The sequence below is a fragment of the Thermococcus thioreducens genome, from assembly GCF_002214545.1.
Lineage (GTDB): Archaea > Methanobacteriota_B > Thermococci > Thermococcales > Thermococcaceae > Thermococcus > Thermococcus thioreducens.
The window spans coordinates 968,523-989,324 of the sequence record NZ_CP015105.1; the positions used below are offsets into that span (position 1 = coordinate 968,523).

The window sequence follows — 20,802 nt, forward strand, 5'->3', positions numbered from 1 at the left end:
TGAGAATATGGAATTCCAAGAGTTCAAACGGGACAAGAAGACACAGTTTGAAGTTATCCGTACCTTTCATACATGCATATTTCGGAGTTGACTTTTTTCTTTTGCAAGCCTCGCCCTTTAGGGCGGGGTACAGTGTTCGAGAATTTGGCTCTTGAGCAGGAAAGCAACACTTTTTTAAAGCATAAAACCCATACCATACTTTGAAATGAAGCGTTCAGTAACGGTTAAACTTCAACCATCAAAGGCGCAGGAGAAAATCCTCTTTGAGTTAGCTTACGCTTCAGCAGTAATTTGGAACAAGCTCAACTACCAGAGGCTCAAACAATTCAAAGAATTCGGGAAAATCGACTTTAACGGAACAGAAAAGGAAGCATACTATGAGTTCAAAAACTGGATTGGCGGTTCAACAGTTCAGCAATTAGCCCGAAAGAACGCTGAAAGCTGGAGGAGTTTCTTTTCCCCCAACAAGAAGAAAAAGAAGGGGGGACTGCCCTCTTGGTTGAAACCAAGACCACCAAGGTTTATTAAGGGAGAAGACGGGAGAAAACTCTTCATTATTCCTCTCAGGAACGACCAGTACAGGATTGATGGTAACGTTATCGAGCTCAGAAGGCTCGGAAAGTTCGGTAGGCTTAGAATCCAGTTCAAGGGCAGGATACACTTGAAGGGCAAGCAGGGAAGGTTAGAAATAACTTACGACCCGGTAAAGCGGAAGTGGTACGCTCACATCAGCATTATCGTTGAGGAGAAACTTGGGGGCGAGGAATGGGTTAAACTCCCGAGAACCCCAAAAGGAAGCCTTTTCGCGGGGATTGACTTGGGAGTGAACAACTTAATGGCCGTTTACGTTGAAAACGGAAAAAGCTTCCTCGTGAACGGGAGACCACTCAAAAGTATTGACTTTTACTGGAGGAGAAAAATTGCAGAGTATCAGTCAAAACTCAACAAGTCTGGAGCTAAAACGAGCAGGAAGTTAAAAAGAATGCACGAGAAGGCTAAACTACAAGCCAAGCACTACATTAACACCGCAGTTAGACAAACTGTTAGAAGGCTTTACAATCTTGGAGTTTCTAAGATTGTCGTGGGTTATCCGAAGGGAATCGCCAGAAATTCTGATAAGGGTAAAAAGCAGAATTTTCTCCTCTCCCACGTTTGGCGGTTTAACACTGTGATTCAGCGACTCAAGGAAGTTGCTGAAGAGTATGGTATCAGCGTTGTTGTCGTTAATGAGGCCTTCACTTCGCAATCGTGCCCTCTCTGCGGCCAACGCCATTCTGGTGGAAGAATTTCCAGGGGTTTGTTTAAGTGCCGTAGAGAGGGCGTTGTTATGAATGCGGACTTAGTTGGAGCGTTTAACATTTTGAAAAAAGTTGCCAAAACCATAACCCCGAGCCTGCCGGGTTTAACGGTGGGTAGGGGTAATGGGGGCAAGGCCGTCCCCGAGGGGTCGAAGACCCGCTTTATTTTGGGCCTAAATGAGACCCCTCAAACCTCCCCGTCAATGGCGAGGGGTTAACTCGTTAGAACCCCTCCAAAGCGGGGAGGAGGTCAGCACCGGGTGGTATGGCGAACCCTCAATGAAGACATGCCCCACTGAAAAAGAATCTGAGTCCCTCGTTTAGTTCCCCTCGGCCTTGGCTTCCCTAACGCTCTCGGCCATCGCTATGCCGTTCGAACCTTCAAAGGAAATCTTCTCCGGCAGCGACACCTTCACCGGCACGGACTTTTCATTCTCTTCGCTCGGTGTCCAGTTTATTACGTCTCCCTGCTCGATCTCAAGAACCCGCGTTATCCCGACCGGCCCCTCAATTATGTACTTCGCGGGCTTTTTCGGAGCGTAGAGGCGCCACTTTTTGGCGGTTTTGAAATCCACCACCCGTCTCGCTGAATCGAGCCAGATGACGTCTATATCGCTCAGCATGAAGAACATGTGAATAGAAGCGTTAGCCTTTGTTTCGGCTGGCAATACAAAAACAAGGGCGTAGTTGATGTCTCTAACCAGCATTAGTCCCCTAAAGCGCTTGAAGAAGCTGTCCGCGAGCTTGACCTTTCCGTGCCATGTTCTGCCTTTGGTCTCGTTGATGAGCATGATAGAAGATGGGAATGCGGATTGATAAGTTTTTGGGAAAGGAAAAATGTCAAAGTTCCCCTGACTTGGCCTTCTCTCCAAGTTCAAAGCCCTTGTGGAGAGCCTTCAGGTTTATCTCCTCCGTTCCCTTCGGCACAGCGTCCAAAACGGCCTTCTCTATGGCCTCCCTTCCCACTACCCCGGTCCATGCGGTAAGGATTCCGAGTGCGAGGATGTTCATGGTGAGGCTCAGTCCGGTGGTTTCCTCGGCTATCTCCGTGAGCGGTAGCGAGAGCACCTCAAGCTTTTTCTCAAACTCAAAATCCCTGTGGGGAACGAGGTCCTCCTCGACTATTATCCTGGCACCCTCCCTCACCGTGTGAAGGTACTTGTTGTAGGCCTCCTGTGAGAAAAACACCGCGCAGTCCGGCTTCAGCGTCTTGGGGTAGTCTATGGGCTCGTCACTGATAACTACTTCGGCCTTGCTCGCTCCTCCCCTCGACTCTGGCCCGTAGGCCTGCGTCTGCACCGCGTAGAGGTTTTCGTAAACGGCCGCCGTCCTGCCAAGGATGACGCTGGCGAGTATAACCCCCTGACCGCCGAAGCCGCTGAAGAGTATCTCCCTCCTCATTCTTCCCACCCCATCATTTTCTTGGCGCGCTTCTTGTAGGCCTCATACTCCCTCACGAGGCCGGGCCTGTCCCTGTCCACGAACTCGCCGATGACTATCTTGCCCTCAAGCTCCTCCGGGGGCATCTTTTTGGCTTTCGCCAGCGGGACGGTTATTTTCTGGTACCAGCGGAGAAGCTCCGGGGCCGTCTTCATCCTGTTCCTCCTTCCGAAGCTTATTGGACACGGCGAGAGGAACTCAACGAGCGTGAAGCCCTCCTTCTGGAGAGCCTTCTTGATGCTGTTGATCCCCTGGAGGTAGTTGAAGACGCTCCACCGGGCCACGTAGTTGGCCCCGGCAGAGACGGCCAAGTCAGCTATGTCGAAGGGGTTCTCAAACTGGCCGTACGGCGCTGTGGTTCCGCGCAGGCCCTTAAGAGCTGTAGGCGCTACCTGTCCACCTGTCATTCCGTAGGTGAAGTTGTTGATGAGTATCACCGTGACGTCGAGGTTCCTTCTGATGGCGTGGATGAAGTGGTTCCCGCCTATTGCAGCAGCGTCGCCGTCGCCCATGAATGCGATTATCTTGAGGTCTGGGTTTGCGAGCTTTATGCCGGTGGCAAACGCTAAAGCCCTCCCGTGGGTCGTGTGGAGGCCGTCGAAGTTGACGAAGCCCGGAACGCGGGAGGAGCAGCCTATCCCGCTGACCCAGACTATCTCGTCCGGGTTGAGGCCAAGGTCGTCTATCGCGCGGAGTGTGTACTGTAAAGCTGAGCCTATTCCACAGCCCGGACAGAATATTGTAGGAAGCATGTCCTTTCTCAGGTACTTGTCGCGAATCTCGTAAGCGGATTTCAGGTACATTCAGCCCACCACCCTCTCGGCTATCTCCATCGGAGTGTGGACCTCGCCGCCTATCTTCGCTATGAGCTCGACCTCAGCTTTCCCGTTCGCCCCTTCCTTGACGAGGTGATAGAGCTGTCCGAGGTTCATCTCCGGGACGTATATCTTTCTCACGCGCTCGGCAAGCTCTTCGATCATGTCAAAGTCGAAGGGCCATATCGTGTTGAGCTTGAGGAGGCCGGCCTTAACGCCCCTCTCGCGGAGTATCTTAACGGCCCTTACCGCCGAGCGCGAGACTATACCCGTGCTCACTATCGCTATCTCGGCGTCGTCAAGCTCGTAGGTGTGGTATGAGATTATGTCCTTCCTGTTGTTCTCTATCTTTCCGATTATCCTCTTTATCAGCTTCTCGTGAACCTCAGCATCGACCGTTCTGGGCCTTCCGCGCTCGTCGTGGGTGAGGCCGGTAACGTATGTGCGGTAGCCCTTTCCGAATATCGGCATGGGTGGAACACCGTCGCCGTGTATGTCCCCGAAGGGATACTTGGCCTCCTCCTCGTTGGCCGGCAGCTTACGGTCTATAATCTCTATCTCCCCGGGATTTGGAATGTAAACGCGCTCGCGCATGTGGGCTATCTCGGCATCGGTGAGAAGAACCACCGGCGTCCTGTACTTCTCTGCCAGGTTGAAGGCCCTTATCGTGAAGTCAAAGGCCTCCTGGACGGTTGAAGGACTGAGGACTATGAGCGAGTGGTCGCCGTGGGTTCCCCAGATTGCCTGCATTATGTCGCCCTGGGCGGCAAGGGTTGGCTGGCCCGTCGACGGACCTCCGCGCTGAACATCAACGACGACGACCGGGGTTTCAGTCATTATCGCGTAGCCGAGGTTCTCCATCATAAGGCTGAATCCCGGGCCGCTCGTTGCGGTCATGGCTTTCGCACCGGCCCATGAGGCGCCTATTATGGCAGCCATGCTCGCCAGCTCGTCCTCCATCTGTATGCTTACCCCATCAACGAGGGGCATGTAGAGCGCCATCGCCTCGAAGATCTCACTTGCGGGGGTGATGGGATATCCCGCATAGAACCTGCAGCCGGCCAGGATGGCCGCCCTCGCTATGGCCTCATCACCCTGGATGAAGTCGCTCTTACCGACAGGAAAAGGGTACCTCATGTTATCACCCCACTTGGAATCCTGACTATCAGCTCCGTAAAATCAACAGATTTTGAAGCATCAAGCACCTCTATCTCCACGATTTCTCCCCTCTCGTTGAGGTGGGCTATTATGCCTTCCTCAATGTCTATGGAATCCACTATCTTGTCATCTTTCAAAAAAATCACGAGAACGTCAGCATCTTGGGAGTACTCTATCCTCATATCCTCCACCGCCCTTAAAATACCTCTCTTTCCGGGGCTTATAAACCGTTACAACAACCGGAAGATCAGCTTCGTATTCATAAACCACCCTGATGATGTGGTCGTTGAGGGGATAGTGGGCTATGAACCTTCCGTGATGTCCACTCACAACCTCCCTCGGAAAAATGAGTGCGTTTAAAACTTCCTCGATTGAAAGATTCCATCTCTTCGCCCGCTCTATGGCGTGAAAAGTGAGAAGTACCCTGCATTTCCTGCCATCAGAGCTTATCGTGTAGATTCTTCCCCTTTCGTGAAGCTCCTCTCTGATTATCACTTGGTTCCCTCCTCATATCCAACCCTGAAGGCTTTGATGTTTATCTCCTCCGTTCCATTCGGGACGCGCCTCCGGATTGCCTCCTCGACGCTTTCCTTCTTCACAACTCCCGTCTTCGCCACGAGGTAGCCAAGCGCTACCATGTTGACTGTGAGTGCCAGGCCGGTGCTCTCCTCGGCGAGCCGGGTAAAGGGTGCGCCGATGTGGTCTCTATCGGGCTTAACCAGGTCGGTGTCTATAATAAGCAATCCATCCTTCCTCAGCTCGTCTTTTACGGTGTCGTAGCCGAGCTGGGCGAGGGCAACCAGGACGTCCGCCTCGGTGACTATGAGGTCGTAAATCGGCTCCTTTGAGATGATGACGTCCGCTATTGAGTGGCCGCCCCTGCTGGCCGAGCTGTAGTCCTGGGTCTGGACGACGTTCAGCCCCTCTATGGCGGCGGCCTCACCGAGTATTACCCCCGCGAGCACAACACCCTGACCGCCTATGCCGGCAAACCTAACCTGCATAACCATCACTCCCCCTTAAGCCCGAAGTGCTCCTGGACTTCGTCAATCAGCTTGTTGAGCTCCTCCGTGAACTCGGGCCTCTGTCTGTTAATTATCTCGCCGATGATGAACTTGCCCTCAAGCTCTTCTGGGCTCATGTTCTTCGCTTTGCTGACAGGAACGGAGTTCTTGAGGAACCACCTGAGCATCTCGGCCGGCTCCTTCATCCTGTTCCTCCTTCCGTACTGGACGGGACACTGGGAGATGACCTCAACGAGCGAGAAGCCCTTCACCTGGAGGGCCTTCTTGATGCTCTCGATGAGCTGGTAGACGTGGGCGGTTGTCCACCTGGCAACGTAGCTCGCTCCGGCGGCAGCGACAGTCTCGGAAATCTGGAGCGGGTGTTCTATGTTCCTGTACGGGCTGGTTGTGGTCTTTGCGCCGAAAGGTGTCGTTGGGGCCACCTGTCCGCCCGTCATTCCATAGATGAAGTTGTTCACGAGGATGACCGTCATGTCGATGTTCCTCCTTGCCGCATGGAGGAGGTGGTTGCCGCCTATGCTCGCCAGGTCGCCGTCTCCGCTTATGACGACGACCTTCTTGTCGGGAAGGCCAACCTTGACGCCGGTTGCGAAGGCTATCGCCCTTCCGTGGGTCGTGTGGAGCGTGTCCGCGAGGAAGTACGGCGAGGCTATCCAGGCGGAGCAGCCTATTCCGCTGACGACGACCAAATCCCTCGGGTCGAGCTTGAGCTGGTCAATTGCATTTGCAAAGGCGTTGAGAACAGTTCCACCGCCACAGCCGGGGCAGAGGGCTGTGGGTAGGGCTTCCTTGCGGAGGTACTTGACCATCGGGTAGGTGGAGTATATCCTATTCGCCATCAGGCAACACCCCTTATCTCGCGGAGGATCTCCTCAACGGTCAGAGGCACACCGCCGATTTTGTTCACACCTTTGAGGAGGACGTCGTCGTTGACATAGCGCTCGACTTCTATTATCATCTGCCCGAGGTTCATCTCTGCGACGAGCACTGCCCGTGCCCTCTTGGCCAGCTCACGCATCCTCTCAGCCGGGAACGGGTGGACGGTCTTGGGTACGAAGAGGCCGACGTTTATTCCCTCTCTCCTGGTCTTGAGAACCGCTCCGAGGGCAGGTCTTGCCGTTACGCCCCAGCTGACAACGAGGATTTCAGCATCTTCGGTGAAGTGCTCCTCGTACTTCTCGTAAACGTCCATGTTCTTCTCGATCTTGCGGTGGATTCTCCTCACGAGCCTATCGTGAACCTCTGGCGTGTAGACATCGCGCAGACCGGTCTCCTTGTGGGTCGAACCGGTGACGTGGGTGAAGTAGCCGTGGCCGAAGAGCGGCATCGGTGGGACGCCGTCCCCGTGGGGGTCGCCGAAGGGGAGCTTTGCCTCTTCCTCGTTCTCCGGAAGCTTGCGGTAGGCTATCTCCACCTCCTCGATGTCCGGGATCCTTATCTGCTCCCTCGTGTGGGCCAGAACACCGTCGAAGAGAACCACGACCGGCGTTCTCAGCTTCTCAGCTATGTTGAATGCCCTAATCGTCTCCCAGAATGCATCCTGCCCGCTCGTCGGAGAAACCGCTATTATCGGGTGGTCTCCGTGCGTCCCCCACCTTGCCTGGAAGAAGTCGCCCTGAGCACCCTTTGTGGCCTGGCCGGTTGATGGACCGCTCCTCTGGACATCGACAAGGACGAGGGGAGTCTCGGTCATCACAGCGTAGCCGAGGTTTTCCTGCATGAGCGAAAAACCTGGCCCGGCCGTTGCCGTCATCACCTTGAAGCCCGTCCAGGAGGCGCCTATCATAGCCGCTATGCTTCCTATTTCGTCTTCCATCTGGAGGTAGTAGCCGCCGAGCTTTGGAAGCTCCCTGGCCATTGTTTCGGCTATCTCGCTGGATGGGGTTATCGGATAGCCTGCGTAGAAGCGACAACCTGCAAATATTGCCCCGTAGGCAACCGCCTCATTGCCCTGCATAAAGTAGTTGCCCGGCTTGTAGAGCTTTCTAATGAGCCTGACCTGGTCAGGCTCGTCACCACGAATGATCATGAGTCACCACCTTACCGCTATAGCAAAGTCGGGACAGAGCAGCTCACAGAGCTTACACTTGACGCACTTTTCGGCGTCAACAGGAACCGGGTAGTGGACACCCTTCTCGCTCAGCTCCCTGCTCCATTCGAAGACTTTCCTTGGGCACATTTCAAGACAGATGCCGCAGCCCTTGCACAGAAAAGTGTCCACATCGATCTCAACAACGCCCTCGGCCTTGCCGGTGACCAGATACTCCACCTTTTCGACCACGGTTTTTGAATCTTCGGCCATAAGCATCACCCGCGATTTGCTAACCCCGTTTACGTTTGTCAACATTTAAAGGTTTCGTGAAGGCTCATAAGTGGGCATCAAAGAATCACGGGCAGCGTTATAAGCTCCGCGAAAAGAAAACATGAGAATTCTTTCAAAAACGAAATACCTTCACCACGTCACCAGCTGCCAGTCGAGGAGGCCGTTCTCAACTATGTACTCCCAACTCTCGCGGCACTCCGGCTTGAGGTTCTCGATATGGCTCAAATCCTGCGTGGCCGAGAACTTCTTTATCGCCCTACCTATGACCCTGTCGTACTCGGTGAGGCAGTTGTGCGGACCGCGCTTCGAGCCAGCCCCCACCGGGTCGCTCAGGATCCTCTTGTTCGGGAATCTCTTCTTCGCCCAGAGAAGAACCTCAACGGCACTCCAGAGCCAGGGCGGGCGGTATTCACCCTTCTCCCACAGCCTCTCGTAGAGCGTTCCCTTCTGGATGTCCGTGATGTTTATCGAGAAGGTGTCCGTGTAGGGTTCTGCCCTGGTTATGCTCTCCTTGACGTCATTTATGCCGTCGCGCTCGCTCAGGAATATTGGCTTGAGAAGGAGGTACGCTTTGACCTTTGCTCCGGCCTCGTGGGTTATCTCCGCGGCCTTAACAAAATCCTCGAAGGTGTTGCCCTTGTTGATTGAAACATCGGCTATATCGTCGTTGGCGGTTTCGAGGCCTACGGCAACTTCGAAGTGCCTGTCAGGGACTATCTCTGCCAGCTCCTTCACTGCCTCGTAGCGGACGAGTTCGCTTCTGCTCTCGATGACTATCTCCCTAACATCATCGAAATCCGCCAGAATCTCGAAGATTTTCCTCCTCGTCTCCGGTTTGAGCTCTCCGTTGTCCAGGAACGAGCCGGAGGTGAACATCCTGACTGCAAAGGGCCCTTTCTTGCCCTCGATTTTCTTAAGGGCCTCTCTTACGTAGTCAACTATGGCTTCCTGGCTCCACTTAACCTTCGGCGCGGCCGTTGGGTAGGCGCACATGTAGCAGGCCTCGTTTATTCTAAAGCGGTAGCAGCCTATCGTGGGCAGGATTATGAAGAGCGCCGTCCCGGGCTTGCCGGCAACGTTGTCCTCGCTCGTCCAGTATGTCATTCTCTCACCTAAGCCTCGCTGGGAGTTAGGGTTTTTAAAGGTGAGGTTGAGGTTCTTATCATGCCACGGATACTCATCACGAACGACGATGGAATTTATTCAAAGGGCATCCGTGCCGCAGTTGAGGCCGTCCAGGACCTCGGTGAGGTGTATGTGGTTGCCCCTCTCTTTCAGAGGAGTGCCAGCGGCCGCGCTATGACCCTTCACAGGCCCCTTAGGGCCAAGCTCGTTGACGTCCCAGGCGCAAAGGTTGCCTACGGCCTTGATGGAATGCCAGTGGACTGTGTAATCTTCGCCCTCGCGCGCTTCTCCGACTTCGACCTCGCCATAAGCGGCATTAACCTTGGAGAAAACCTCAGCACCGAGATAACAGTTTCCGGAACTGCATCTGCCGCCATTGAAACTGCCACGCACGGTATTCCCAGCATAGCCGTGAGCCTCGAAGTCGACTGGAGGAAAACCCTCAGCGAGGGGGAGGGAATAGACTTCTCCGTTGCGTCGCATTTTCTGAGGAGGATAGCCAAGGCGGTTCTTGAGAGGGGCTTTCCCGACGGCGTTGACATGCTCAACGTGAACGTGCCCAGGGATGCCACACCTGAGACAGAAATAGCGATAACGAGACTCGCCAGGAGGAGGTACCGCCCGACCATAGAGGAGCGCCTCGACCCGAGGGGACATCCCTACTACTGGATAGTCGGGAGGAAGTGCGAGAAGTTCGAGCCCGGGACAGACGCCTACGCCCTGAAGGTTGAAAGAAAGGTCAGCGTCACGCCGGTGAACATAGACATGACGGCTAAAATAGATTTTGAGGAGCTTGGAGGGATTCTCTTGGGGAAATAAACGTGTAAATGTGCTCACTAATTTCAATTGGAATTAATGTAATCCTTTCAAAATATATGGCCAAGAAAACTTTTTAAGATGTTGTTCCCTACGAGTTACGGTGACTTCATGAGAGGGAGATATCCAAAACGGCTCCTTTTTATCTTTTTAGCATTGGTTATTGCTGCCATATTGGTTATAGAAGTCCAATTTCCCTACCCCCAAAACAGTGAAAAAACGAATCCTTCAAACGAGCTCAACGCATCAAATACGGAATCTCACGCTTCGGATGTCCTTGATGAGATGCTCGTTCATTTCAGCTCAAGGCAAAATGAAACATGGCTCTCCTACAACGTTTCGGGCTACAAAGACGGCTTTGAGGGCCTAGTTTCCAACGGCACGACAAACTTCAAGGTTGCAGTTTTTGTCTATGAAAACCCCGGTGAGTGCATGGGATGGTTTGAAGATATTGAGGAGGACTTGAACTCTTCACTCACAATCGTGAACAGCTCTGAAGGCGAATCCTGTGTCTGGAGGCTCTTCTCTGGAAACGAGAGTTACTACCTCGAATGTAGCAAATTCTGGGGCAGAGGCGTTCTTCTCGTTGTTGGAGGAAGCAACGAGACCGCCGTTGAAAGGTTGACCTGGTGGTTCCCAACGCAGAGCTGCGTAAGGCCGGGGACGAAGCTTGTAGTCCAGACAGGTTCGCCTGAGGGGGGTTAGCCATTGAAACGTCAGGGAATTCCTTCTCCACCTCTCTTATTGCCCTCTCAATGGCATGGGAGCTCCTTCTCCCCTACAACATGACCCGGCTGAGGAGCTACTACATCGAAAGCGGGAGGGTTGACATCCGGGACGCGGAATCCCTTCCTGCTGGTTCAGGTATTCGCCCTCACTCTCCTTCGTGCTCCCCGTTCTTCTTCCCGCGCTCATACTTTTTGGCCTCTATTTGATCTCAAAGAATGCTATCCTCGCAAAATCTGCCCTCGCTATTGGCGTACCCGTTCTGTCTGTAGTTCTTGTATCTATTGCAAGGCCCCGTGCCTCTATCTTAATCCTACCTGTTGTCTCCCTCTTAATCGGTGCCATTTTAGGAGAGGGAAGAGGGAGAAGGCGTTGGTTGCCATCGAGGGCTTTTTGCTGGGCTTCCTCGTGCTCACCATAATTCTCGGAGGACTCGCGGTCAGTTGTTGAGAAAGCTCACTCCTCCCCGAAAATCCTCTCGACGAACCACTTCTCGTCGAAGGGCCTTAGGTCGTCGTAGCCCTGGCCGACGCCGACGAAGAGTATCGGCGCCCCAATCGCGTGGCTTATGCTCAAAGCGGCGCCGCCCCTCGCGTCCGCGTCGAGCTTGGTGAGGATTACCCCGTCTATCTTAACCGCCTCGTTGAACTGCTTTGCCTGTTCGACCACTGAGTTGCCGGCCAAACTGTCGCCGACGAAGATGACGAGGTCTGGCCTAGTTACGCGCGCTATCTTCCTCATCTCGTCCATGAGGTTCCTGTTCAGCTCGTTTCTGCCCGCGGTGTCTATAAGGACGACATCCAGCCCCCTCGCCTTCGCGTGCTGTATTGCGTCGTAGGCTACTGCCGCGGGGTCGGCACCGTAGGAGTGCTTGATGACCTTGACGCCAACGCGCCTTGCGTGCTCCTCAACCTGCTCAATCGCTCCAGCCCTGAAGGTGTCGCTTGCGGCTATGACAACGCTTAGACCGTTCTTCTTGAGCCAGTGGGCGAGCTTGGCTATGGTCGTCGTCTTCCCGGAGCCGTTGAAGCCCACGAAGGCTATGACGAAGGGCTTCTCCTCCTTTGACCGGATCAGCTCAAGGAGGTCTATTCTCTTCTCAGGTGTCAGAACCTCAAGGACGGCCCCACGGACGGCCTTTTCGACCAGTGCCTTTTTGTTGGTACCTATCTTTACCTTCTGACCAACAAGTTTCTCTTTTATCCTTTCCTTCAGCTCCTCAACCGTTTCAAGGGCAACATCAGCCTCAAGGAGTTCTATCTCCAGATCCCAGAGTGCGTTTTCCACGTCCTTCTCGCTTATTTCAGTCTGTGAGACCTTGTCCACGAATGAGCCTAACTTCTCCTTGAGTTTTCCCAGCATTTTCATCACCCTATGAGCGAGGGACTTATGCATATATAATTATTATGAACGCCCTCGGCGATAGCTGGTGTCATCACACCTCAGACCCGAAACCGCTCGTCATCGGGCGAAGCTGGTTTGGAGTCATTGTTTATAAATTCAGTACCTCCTGACGTAGGTCTTGCTTTCGGCGACTTTTCCCTCTTCCAGCCTCATAACGTCCAGCCTTTCGAAGCCAACGGTTTCTCTCTTGTAAGCTATTAAGTAATCGACGAACTCCTTTATCCCATAGCGGGTTATTGAGTCTTTCACGTACTTGCGCTCGTAGAGCAGGACGAGCCTATCAGTATGTGAGGCGAGCCACTCTTTTAACTTCTCCCTTTCGGCCTTTGAGCGCGAGAGTGGATTGACTATTAGGTATATCTCAAACTCGTCGCTCTCAAACGGCGAGCCGATGTAGACGTCACCATCGACCTGAAACGGCAGGTATTCAGCAAGTATGCGCTTTCCCCGCTTTGCCCATGCATTGAGGTATATCCTGGCAATCCTCTTCCCGTCTCCGGTGATTAAAACGGTTCCCGAGTCCAATTTGGCTATTTTCTTCAGCATGGTCATCACAAAAAACTTTTACTCCAAGGTTAAAATTCTTTCTTGTGTTTTCGGTTTTATAAGCACCGCAAAGTATATATTTTCGCCGCCTATATACATCTGCAAAACTCGCGGAGGGTTTCATATGAGGAAGTGGTTGAGCCTGTTTTTAATCGGCCTCCTGGCCATAAGCGTCGTGGCCAGCGGCTGCATAAGCGGTGGAGGAGAAACATCCACTCAGACCAAGGGCAAGATTGCCATCGTCTATGACGTCGGTGGAAGGGGTGACCTGAGCTTTAACGACATGGCTTACATAGGTGCCAAAAAGGCTTCAGAGGACTTCAACCTTGAGCTCGTTGAGCTCCAGAGCAACACAGAGGACGACTACGTCAAGAACCTTGAGACCCTCGCCCAGCAGGGCGACTACCTCGTTATAATTGCGGTCGGTTTCATGATGACCGATGCCGTCAAGAAGGTCGCTGCCGAGTATCCGAACCAGCACTTTGCAATCATCGACGGCTTTGACCCGGAGATGCCGGACAACGTCATGATGATACTCTTCAAGGAGAACGAGGGGTCTGCACTTGTGGGTGCCCTCTCTGCCCTCATCGCCGCCGACAGCGGTAAGGACAAGGTTGGAATCGTCCTTGGAATGGAGATACCCGTCCTCTACAAGTTCGAGGGTGGCTATCGCTTCGGTGTTGCCTGGGCCGAGGACTACTACAAGCAGAAGACCGGAAAGGACGTTAAGATAGACGTCCTCTACCAGTACACCGGAACCTTCACCGACCCCGCTAAGGGCTACCAGGCCGCAAAGGCCCAGCTTGACCAGGGTGCCTGGGTCATCTACCAGGTCGCCGGTGGAACCGGTGTTGGCGTCTTCCAGGCCGTTGAGGAGTACCTCAAGGCCCACAACCAGAAGATGGGCCCGCCGTTCGCGGTCGGTGTTGACTCCGCCCAGGACTGGATTAAGCCGGGAGCCATCATCGCCAGCATGATGAAGCGCGTTGATGTCGGTGTCTATACCGCCGTCAAGGACGCCGTCGAGGGCAACTTCAAGGGCGGTGTTGTCGAGCTCGGCCTCAAGGAAGGCGGTGTCGGCGTCAGCACCGTTGACGACGTTATGGCCATGTTTGACTCACTTCCTGCGGACACACAGCAGCAGAAGCTCAAGGAGCTTGGATTCAACAGTAAGGATGACCTTAAGAAGTACCTTGAGGACACTAGGAAGCAGGTTCCGGACTGGATCTGGCAGGCCGTCGATGAGCTCAAGGGGAAGATAGTCAGCGGCGAGATCAAGGTTCCGAAGGCCTTCAACAAGGACGAGATCGAGGCCATCAGGAACGCTAAGACCTGGCAGGAAATGATGCAGCTTGCCAAGTGATTTTTTCAACCCTTATTTTTTATTCGTCAATTTTGTCCGTGGATTCTTAAATTTCAGGGGGTGCTTGCATGGGAGAGACTCCAATACTGGAGATGAAGGGCATAGTGAAGGTGTATCCCGACGGTACCAGAGCGCTCAAGGGTGTTGATTTGACCGTGTATCAGGGCGAGATACTTGGCCTCCTCGGTGAGAACGGCGCCGGAAAAACGACCCTTATGAAAATCCTCTTTGGAATGCTCCATCCCACCGCGGGTAAAATCTACGTCCGTGGCAAGGAGACCCGTTTTAAGAGTCCGGCTGATGCACTCGCAAACGGTATTGGTATGGTTCACCAGCACTTTACCCTCGTTGAGGTTTTTGATGCCCTTCACAACATAATCCTGGGAATGGAAGGGCACGGGATGTTTTCGAAGATAGATGTTGACAAGGCGAGAGAGAAACTCCAGAGGCTTATGGAGGATCTCAACTTTAAAGTCCCCCTCGACGTGCCCGTTGAGGAGCTCCCCGTTGGAGTTCAGCAGAGGATTGAAATCCTTAAGATGCTCTTCAGGGACGTTGACGTGCTGATCCTCGACGAGCCGACGGCGGTTCTCACCCCGATAGAGGTCGAGGAGCTGTTTGCCGTCCTCAAGAAGCTAAAGGAAGAGGGCAAGACGATAATCTTCATCAGTCACAAGCTCAATGAGGTCATGGAGCTCACCGACCGCGTTACTGTCATCAGAAAGGGTGAGGTCATCGGAACCGTCAACACGAGCGAGGCAACGCCCCAGCTCCTCGCAAGGATGATGGTCGGCAGGGACGTCGTTCTCAGGATCCAGAAACCGCCCAAGGAGCCGGGAGAGCCCATACTTGAGGTTAAGGATCTCTGGGTCAAGGGCGACCGTGGTGAGGACGCCGTTAGGGGGCTCACCTTCCAGGTGAGGGCCGGGGAGATATTCGGTATAGCCGGCGTCGAGGGCAACGGTCAGACGGAGCTTATCGAAGCAATAACCGGACTTAGAAAACCTGAAAAGGGGAGTGTTTTCCTCAACGGCCGGGATATTACAGGTAAGCCTCCAAAGGAGCTCTACGATGCTGGAATGGCCCACATCCCGGAGGACAGAACTCACATGGGTCTGATCCTTGACATGACCGTTACTGAAAATGCCATACTCGGACTGCAGTGGAGGAAGGAGTTCCAGCGCTGGAAGGGTGCAATAGACTGGGGTAAGGCGAAAAAGCACACGGTAAAGCTCATCGAACAGTTCGAGATATCCGCTCCCGGAGTGGACGCCCCCGTCAAGAGCCTCAGCGGTGGAAACCAGCAGAAGCTCATCGTTGCCAGAGAGGTCAGCAAAGAGCCCGTCCTTGTGATAGCCTCCCAGCCTACGAGGGGTGTTGACGTTGCCTCAACGGAGTATATCAGGAACTATCTGATCAAGCTGAGAAACGAGGGCAAGGCAGTCCTTCTTGTTTCGGCTGACCTCGATGAGGTCATCCAGCTCAGCGACAGGATGGGAATAATCTACGAGGGCGAGTTCATGGGAGTTGTCAAGCCTGAGGATGTCACCACAGAGGAAATAGGAATGATGATGGGGGGAATACGCTATGAAGAGCTCAAAAAGTGATGCCCTTAAGTTCTTCAACTTCAAAGCTCTCATCGAGAGCCTCATAGCAATATTCGTCGGCTTCCTCCTGGGGGCAATAGTGCTCCTTGTCTTTGGATACAGCCCAGTTGAAACCTACTACTGGCTCTTTAAAGGTGCCCTCGGCTCAACCAACGGTATAGCCAGCACCCTTGCGTACTCCACTCCGATAATGCTGACTGCACTTACATTTGCCATAAGCGCCAGGACTGGAATCTTCAACATCGGTGCAGAGGGTTCTTTCTACTTCGGTGCAATAGCGGCCGTCATCTTCACCAACATATGGGGCAACATGTGGTTCGGTCTCGCCATGGGCATGCTCCTCGGCGCGCTCTGGAGCCTCCCGGCGGCCTTCCTTAAGGTCTACCGCGGTGTCCACGAGGTCATTTCCACAATCATGCTCAACTGGATTGCGTGGTTCTTCGTCCTCTGGCTCGTCGTTGGTCCTTACGCCAATCCAAACGACCCCAACAAGACCATAAGAATACCCGAAAGCGCGAGGCTTCCCCTGATAGGCAACACCGACCTCTCAATAGCGTTCATAATTGCCGTCATTGCCTCAGTCCTCACGTACTACCTCCTCTGGCATACCGTGTTCGGATTTGGCATGAGGGCAAGCGGGATTAACCCAAAGGCAGCAAGATACGGTGGAGTTAACCCGAACAAGGCAATAATATGGTCCTTCGTCATAGGAGGAATCATGAGCGGCCTCGGTGGTGCAATGAAGATCATGGGCGAGCCGCCAACATACGCCATAAGCCAGGGAATGGCCAACGTATATGGACTTGGTTTCGATGGAATAGGCGTTGCCCTCGTTGGCAGGAACCACCCGCTGGGCATAATCTTCGCCGCGATATTCTTCGGAATGCTCCGCGCCGGAACGCCTCTGATGCAGATCGGTGCACAGGTCCCCCTGGAGATCATCAAGGTCATACAGGGCATCATAGTCATAACCGTAGCCATACCCGGGCTTTATGACCTCATCAAGAAGGCTTTCAAGAGGGGGGAGGCCTGATGGATCTCGGGTCAATAATCTCCATCCTGATTACTTCCCTCATGGCAATGGTGCCGATAGTGCTGACGAGCGTCGGTGCTGTCTGGAGCGAGAGGGCCGGTGTTGTCAGCATCGGCTACGAGGGAGTCCTCCTCATGAGTGCGTTCTTTGGTGCCATAGTGGCAGAGGTCACCGGCAGCGGGATCATGGGGCTCGTAGGGGGTATAGCCACGGGAGTGATCTTCGGAATGCTGCACGGAGTCCTCACGGTCTACCTCAAGGGAGACCACGTCATCCCGGGCATAGGCATAAACCTCCTGGCGATGGGTGTCGTCCCCTTTGGTATCCTTGCTTACTGGGGAACCGCCGGCCAGCACCAGGTTGCAGTTACTCTCTGGAGCTGGAACACCAAGTACGGGAAGATAAGCCCCATGATTTTCGTTACCATAGCGATATCCGTCATAACCTGGTGGGTGCTCTTCAAGACCCCCCTTGGACTGCGCGTTAGGTCTGTCGGTGAGAACCCCGAGGCGGCGGATGCACTTGGTATAAACGTCGAGAAGTACAGGTTCTGGTCAACGGTCTACGGACACGCTCTGGCCGGTCTCGGAGGAGCTTACATGAGCGTCGCCTGGCTGGGAGTTGTCCAGAAAACCATGTCCGCCGGCAGGGGATTCATAGCACTCGCCAACATGGTCTTCAGCGGATGGAACCCCCTCGTTGCCCTCCTCGGCGGCTGGCTCTTTGGGTTCTTCGACGCACTGGCGGCGTGGCTCGCACCGCTCCACATAATACCGGGGCAGTTCATCCTGATGCTGCCCTACATAATGACCCTCATCATAGTTGCAGGAATCATCGGAAAGGCCAGGCCGCCGAAGTGGGACGGGAGGCCCTACAAGAGGGAGTGACTTCCCCTTTCATTTTTGTTTTAAAGAAACCGGAAAAATAAAAAGGAGATCACTTTTTGATGAGGACACCTATGGCAGTCCCCAGAACGATTCCGGCCACCAGAGAAAGGGCAACGTATCTCGTCACGTCCGTCTCCGCCACAGGTTTGTTTTCAGGTGCTTTTTCACCGAGGGCTCTAATAATGGCGGCGCTGTTTTCGATGAGTATTTCCGTATAGGGCCTGCCACTCCAGAAGACTCTTATCTCCGCCAGCGGTTTCCCGCTTTTGGCTGAGAGCTCCCTTACGGCATCCTTCAGCTGATCGGGGCTGTCCACGGCATAGACTATAACGTCCGACTTGAGCGCCGTTGAAATGAGCTCGTCTACCCCCATCGCGGGAATCTCCTCTTCAGGTTTTACAGACGCTATCGCTTTGATTCCAAGCCACTCTATTGCATACTGATCCGCAGGCATCTGGATTACTGCGCTTTTTTCGCCCTTGAGGATGGCCCTATAGGAGTGCATCACAGTCATTACGCGGTTCTCGAAGCTCTCATACTCCACCCGATAAACGTTGGCGTTGGCCCCATCGACCCTTTCAAGGGCCCTTTCAGTGGCCTTTGCTATTGCCAGAGCGTTGGTTGGATCCAGCCATATCCCGTGGGGGTTGTCCTTATCATTGTACCAGTATTCAGGCAGATAGCGAAAGCCCTCCCGCATGTAGTCGTCAATGAACAGAACATCAGCTCTTATTGTGCCCTCTTTCTTCAGCTCAGCTATCCTTTTCTCGACCGGCAGGTGGCCGCCGGTTGTTACTATCACGTCCGCCCTCCGGAGGAGCTCTATCTGGCTCGCTGCGAGCTGGTACTCGTGGGGGTCTGCACCCGGGGGTATCAGGTAGGCCACCTCAACCGAATCCCCGAAGGCCTCGCTCACTATTCCCTCCAGCGGTGCTATCGTTGTCACCACCAGGGGCTTTTCCCCCGGGGCCCCCATCAGCGGCACGAGAGCTCCAAGGAACAGCATGAGGGGGACAAATACCCTCGCCTTCATTTTCGGTCACCCGAATTCTGTTCTCTTCACGGGTTTTAAACCTGCTGGTACCAAAACATTTAAAATGACGTGTTCATTAAATACCACGGTAGGTCGTCATGAAGAGACTGGTCGTGTTAATAATTGCTCTTGCCGTGACAGCATCGGCAGTACCTTCCGCAGCATATGAAATAAGACCGGGCGTGTCTGTGGGAATCAGTCCGAACTCAGAACTACTAAGCGTTGTATATTACCTGGCCTTCGGCAGGGATGACCCCTTCGTCATCCATCGGGGAGGTTATCTGGACGAGGTTGATGCATGGTTCGGGCCCTACCGAAACCATCCGGCCGTTACAATGCTGAGGGAGCATCTCCAGAACGCTACCAGCATCTCCGACCGGGATCGCATGCTTTACTATCTTGAGGCGGATCTGCTCCAGTGTACTGAGCCTCCGGAGCTTCGGCAGTGGGCAGGGTTCTATGACCCCTGGACTTCGGAGTACCTTGGGGTTCTCAGGGACTTCGCAAAGAAAAGCAACTTTATGGAGTTCTACAGGCAGCATGAGGACTACTATGCGGAAGATATAAACGTCTACAAAGGTGCTCTTGAGAAACTCCCTCCCGACGACTTTATGGGTGGCTATATTGATGTTTCCAACGTACGCTTCGAGTTCCAGCACCCCTTTCTTGTAGCGATACACGGACACAGCTTTAGCCCGGTGAGGGGTGGAACCCAGATATATGGTGCCGGCGGGATGGTCCCGCTGGTAAGGAGGGATCCACAGAGAACCCTCTGGAGTCACAAGACCGCGAGGGACACCGTGTTTGGCCTGCCGCTCAACAGAGACTACATAAACAACACCGGATTGGACCGGCTCATCTATCTTAGTTTTGTTTACCATGAACTCGGCCACGATACAACGGTTCCGGGACTGAACAGGTACTACGAGGACACCTACAGCCTGCACTACCTGGAGGACACGATAGAAGGTGACATGCCCTACCTCGCCACATACGACATACATTTCTGGTGGGATACTATGATGATATACGAGGGCTTCGCGGACGGCTGGGCGGACTTTGCTCTTCTCCACGTTGACCCCGACTACTCTGCCCTGACTATGTGGATGCAGAGGGGCTGGGGGGAGTTCTGGATCGACGACGTGCTCAGGATATACGAGGAGTATGCCACTCTGAGCCAGAAGAACGGTGTCTCAATCGAGGAGTACGTGGATGACATGCTGGCCGAGCTCAGGAAGAGCGTTCCTCCTGAAGTGGCGGAGGACATGTATCAGCAACGCGTTCCCGTAACTCCTCTGAGAGCCTTTGACAGGGGCGCGGTCACTGGGAAAGTCGTGGTGGTTTACGGAACGCAAAATCCCGACCCCAGAGGGGCGGAATATGATAGGGAAACCGCCGAACTTATAGCGGACAGCCTCAGAACCTTTTACTCCCAATGGAACGGAAGCGTGGAGATAGTCGTTAAAGCCGACGTGAACGTGACGGAGGATGAACTTGGAGAAAACCTTGTTCTCGTCGGAGGCCCCGCGGCGAATTCGGTGGTCGCTGAGATGCAGGGACACTTTCCATTGCGCTTTGTGAAGGAAGGGGGCCACTGGGTGGTCGAGCACGGCATCAACTGGAGCGTTGAGTCGTTCATAATAACGGGGGACGAGAGCGATCCGGTACTGAAAGGGCGGCTCGATCTATCTGATGACCATACTGCATCGCTCCTGGTCGCGGTGCGGAACCCCAGCAATCCAGCGAATTACATCGTCTGGATAGCCGGAGCGGACCGCTACGGAACCAGGCTCTTCAGAAACCCGACGTACTACCTCTCAAGCTACGAGATATTTACGGGAAAAGAGATAGAGATGGGCTTTTATGTTCAACCGCTGGCATCCCCATGAGAGGAGTTTTCTTCTTTTCCATTTCCGTTGCTCTTGATGTGGGGCTTGCCGATGGCTATTGTGAACCCCTTGAAGCTGTCGTCCTTCCTGTTGAACTCTATCGCCAGCGGAAGGCCGTTGTCCTCGTTGAAGACTATGCGCACTATCCTCGCCCGCGAATGGTCGTTCAGATAGTCCTCTTTGAGGCCCTCGTAGTTATCGAGCACCTCATCTATGCTTTCACTGTGCATGTCGTAGATTTCCCGGGCGTAAACGCTGTGGTTCCGGATTTCTTCGACCTTCTTATCCTTATTCAAACTACCACTTCCAGGGCT

At 53.8% G+C, this 20,802-nt stretch carries 23 protein-coding genes; 8 read left to right on the forward strand and 15 right to left on the reverse strand.

The annotated features are described in order from the left end of the window. Nucleotides 1–205: 205 nt before the first annotated feature. Entirely contained in the window at nt 206–1,516 is a 1,311-nt protein-coding gene (locus tag A3L14_RS05335) for an RNA-guided endonuclease InsQ/TnpB family protein (RefSeq protein WP_055428730.1), read from the forward strand. A 102-nt stretch (nt 1,517–1,618) separates the two neighbouring features. On the opposite strand, the gene A3L14_RS05340 is transcribed toward A3L14_RS05335, so the two are convergent. The 11 genes from A3L14_RS05340 to A3L14_RS05390 all read right to left on the reverse strand — a co-directional run bounded on the left by A3L14_RS05340 (nt 1,619) and on the right by A3L14_RS05390 (nt 9,163). Then, entirely contained in the window at nt 1,619–2,089 is a 471-nt protein-coding gene (locus A3L14_RS05340) for a DUF192 domain-containing protein (protein WP_055428731.1), read from the reverse strand. A 49-nt stretch (nt 2,090–2,138) separates the two neighbouring features. Beyond that, nucleotides 2,139–2,699 carry a 2-oxoacid:ferredoxin oxidoreductase subunit gamma gene (locus A3L14_RS05345; RefSeq protein WP_055428732.1) on the reverse strand — a complete coding sequence of 187 codons (561 nt, stop codon included), beginning with the start codon at nt 2,697–2,699 and terminating at the stop codon, nt 2,139–2,141. Continuing rightward, complete coding sequence (locus A3L14_RS05350) at nt 2,696–3,541, reverse strand: 2-oxoacid:ferredoxin oxidoreductase subunit beta (RefSeq protein ID WP_055428733.1); 846 nt, start codon at nt 3,539–3,541, stop codon at nt 2,696–2,698. Before A3L14_RS05350 ends, A3L14_RS05345 begins: the two co-directional genes overlap by 4 nt. Beyond that, complete coding sequence (locus tag A3L14_RS05355) at nt 3,542–4,690, reverse strand: 2-oxoacid:acceptor oxidoreductase subunit alpha (RefSeq protein ID WP_055428734.1); 1,149 nt, start codon at nt 4,688–4,690, stop codon at nt 3,542–3,544. It lies immediately after the preceding gene. Continuing rightward, complete coding sequence (locus A3L14_RS05360) at nt 4,687–4,893, reverse strand: DUF2283 domain-containing protein (protein ID WP_055428735.1); 207 nt, start codon at nt 4,891–4,893, stop codon at nt 4,687–4,689. The genes A3L14_RS05355 and A3L14_RS05360 overlap by 4 nt, the downstream gene beginning before the upstream one ends. Next, nucleotides 4,865–5,206, reverse strand: coding sequence for a DUF4258 domain-containing protein (locus A3L14_RS05365; protein WP_055428736.1), 342 nt, complete (start codon nt 5,204–5,206; stop codon nt 4,865–4,867). Before A3L14_RS05365 ends, A3L14_RS05360 begins: the two co-directional genes overlap by 29 nt. Next, nucleotides 5,203–5,715, reverse strand: a complete 513-nt coding sequence (locus A3L14_RS05370; protein ID WP_055428856.1) for a 2-oxoacid:ferredoxin oxidoreductase subunit gamma — start codon at nt 5,713–5,715, stop codon at nt 5,203–5,205. The genes A3L14_RS05365 and A3L14_RS05370 overlap by 4 nt, the downstream gene beginning before the upstream one ends. A gap of 5 nt (nt 5,716–5,720) precedes the next feature. Continuing rightward, nucleotides 5,721–6,575 carry a 2-oxoacid:ferredoxin oxidoreductase subunit beta gene (locus A3L14_RS05375; RefSeq protein WP_055428737.1) on the reverse strand — a complete coding sequence of 285 codons (855 nt, stop codon included), beginning with the start codon at nt 6,573–6,575 and terminating at the stop codon, nt 5,721–5,723. Continuing rightward, nucleotides 6,575–7,765 carry a 2-oxoacid:acceptor oxidoreductase subunit alpha gene (locus A3L14_RS05380; protein WP_055428738.1) on the reverse strand — a complete coding sequence of 397 codons (1,191 nt, stop codon included), beginning with the start codon at nt 7,763–7,765 and terminating at the stop codon, nt 6,575–6,577. Before A3L14_RS05380 ends, A3L14_RS05375 begins: the two co-directional genes overlap by 1 nt. A gap of 3 nt (nt 7,766–7,768) precedes the next feature. Then, nucleotides 7,769–8,038 (reverse strand): 2-oxoglutarate ferredoxin oxidoreductase subunit delta, encoded by a 270-nt coding sequence (locus tag A3L14_RS05385; RefSeq protein ID WP_055428739.1) that lies wholly within the window; start codon nt 8,036–8,038, stop codon nt 7,769–7,771. Between the two features lie 150 nt (nt 8,039–8,188). After that, nucleotides 8,189–9,163: an archaeosine biosynthesis radical SAM protein RaSEA gene (locus A3L14_RS05390; protein ID WP_055428740.1), complete on the reverse strand. Its 975-nt coding sequence runs from the start codon at nt 9,161–9,163 to the stop codon at nt 8,189–8,191. A gap of 60 nt (nt 9,164–9,223) precedes the next feature. Here A3L14_RS05390 and surE point away from each other — a divergent pair, with 60 nt between their 5' ends. Beyond that, complete coding sequence (gene surE / locus A3L14_RS05395; protein WP_055428741.1) at nt 9,224–10,003, forward strand: 5'/3'-nucleotidase SurE; 780 nt, start codon at nt 9,224–9,226, stop codon at nt 10,001–10,003. A 108-nt stretch (nt 10,004–10,111) separates the two neighbouring features. Next, entirely contained in the window at nt 10,112–10,705 is a 594-nt protein-coding gene (locus A3L14_RS05400; protein ID WP_143597780.1) for a hypothetical protein, read from the forward strand. Between the two features lie 477 nt (nt 10,706–11,182). On the opposite strand, the gene ftsY is transcribed toward A3L14_RS05400, so the two are convergent. Next, nucleotides 11,183–12,088, reverse strand: coding sequence for a signal recognition particle-docking protein FtsY (gene ftsY, locus A3L14_RS05405; protein ID WP_055428743.1), 906 nt, complete (start codon nt 12,086–12,088; stop codon nt 11,183–11,185). Nucleotides 12,089–12,226: 138 nt separating this feature from the next. Next, nucleotides 12,227–12,676 carry a hypothetical protein gene (locus A3L14_RS05410; protein WP_055428744.1) on the reverse strand — a complete coding sequence of 150 codons (450 nt, stop codon included), beginning with the start codon at nt 12,674–12,676 and terminating at the stop codon, nt 12,227–12,229. Nucleotides 12,677–12,800: 124 nt separating this feature from the next. On the opposite strand from A3L14_RS05410, the gene A3L14_RS05415 reads away from it, so the two are divergent. The 4 genes from A3L14_RS05415 (at nt 12,801) to A3L14_RS05430 (ending at nt 17,566) form a co-directional block, all read left to right on the forward strand. Further along, on the forward strand, nt 12,801–14,039 hold the full coding sequence (locus A3L14_RS05415; protein ID WP_055428745.1) for a BMP family lipoprotein: 1,239 nt from the start codon (nt 12,801–12,803) through the stop codon (nt 14,037–14,039). 68 nt (nt 14,040–14,107) lie between these two features. After that, nucleotides 14,108–15,646 carry an ABC transporter ATP-binding protein gene (locus tag A3L14_RS05420; protein WP_055428746.1) on the forward strand — a complete coding sequence of 513 codons (1,539 nt, stop codon included), beginning with the start codon at nt 14,108–14,110 and terminating at the stop codon, nt 15,644–15,646. Then, complete coding sequence (locus A3L14_RS05425; RefSeq protein ID WP_055428747.1) at nt 15,627–16,679, forward strand: ABC transporter permease; 1,053 nt, start codon at nt 15,627–15,629, stop codon at nt 16,677–16,679. Before A3L14_RS05420 ends, A3L14_RS05425 begins: the two co-directional genes overlap by 20 nt. Further along, nucleotides 16,679–17,566 (forward strand): ABC transporter permease, encoded by an 888-nt coding sequence (locus A3L14_RS05430; protein WP_055428748.1) that lies wholly within the window; start codon nt 16,679–16,681, stop codon nt 17,564–17,566. The genes A3L14_RS05425 and A3L14_RS05430 overlap by 1 nt, the downstream gene beginning before the upstream one ends. Before the next feature lie 49 nt (nt 17,567–17,615). Here A3L14_RS05430 and A3L14_RS05435 read toward each other — a convergent pair whose 3' ends face one another. Beyond that, nucleotides 17,616–18,599, reverse strand: coding sequence for a metal ABC transporter solute-binding protein, Zn/Mn family (locus tag A3L14_RS05435; protein WP_055428749.1), 984 nt, complete (start codon nt 18,597–18,599; stop codon nt 17,616–17,618). Nucleotides 18,600–18,787: 188 nt separating this feature from the next. On the opposite strand from A3L14_RS05435, the gene A3L14_RS05440 reads away from it, so the two are divergent. After that, a complete protein-coding gene (locus tag A3L14_RS05440) occupies nt 18,788–20,488 on the forward strand; it encodes a hypothetical protein (protein ID WP_232473427.1) in 1,701 nt (566 codons plus the stop codon). On the opposite strand, the gene A3L14_RS05445 is transcribed toward A3L14_RS05440, so the two are convergent. After that, a complete protein-coding gene (locus A3L14_RS05445; protein ID WP_055428751.1) occupies nt 20,467–20,784 on the reverse strand; it encodes a hypothetical protein in 318 nt (105 codons plus the stop codon). The two genes, A3L14_RS05440 and A3L14_RS05445, sit on opposite strands and share 22 nt — an antisense overlap. Nucleotides 20,785–20,802: the final 18 nt, after the last annotated feature.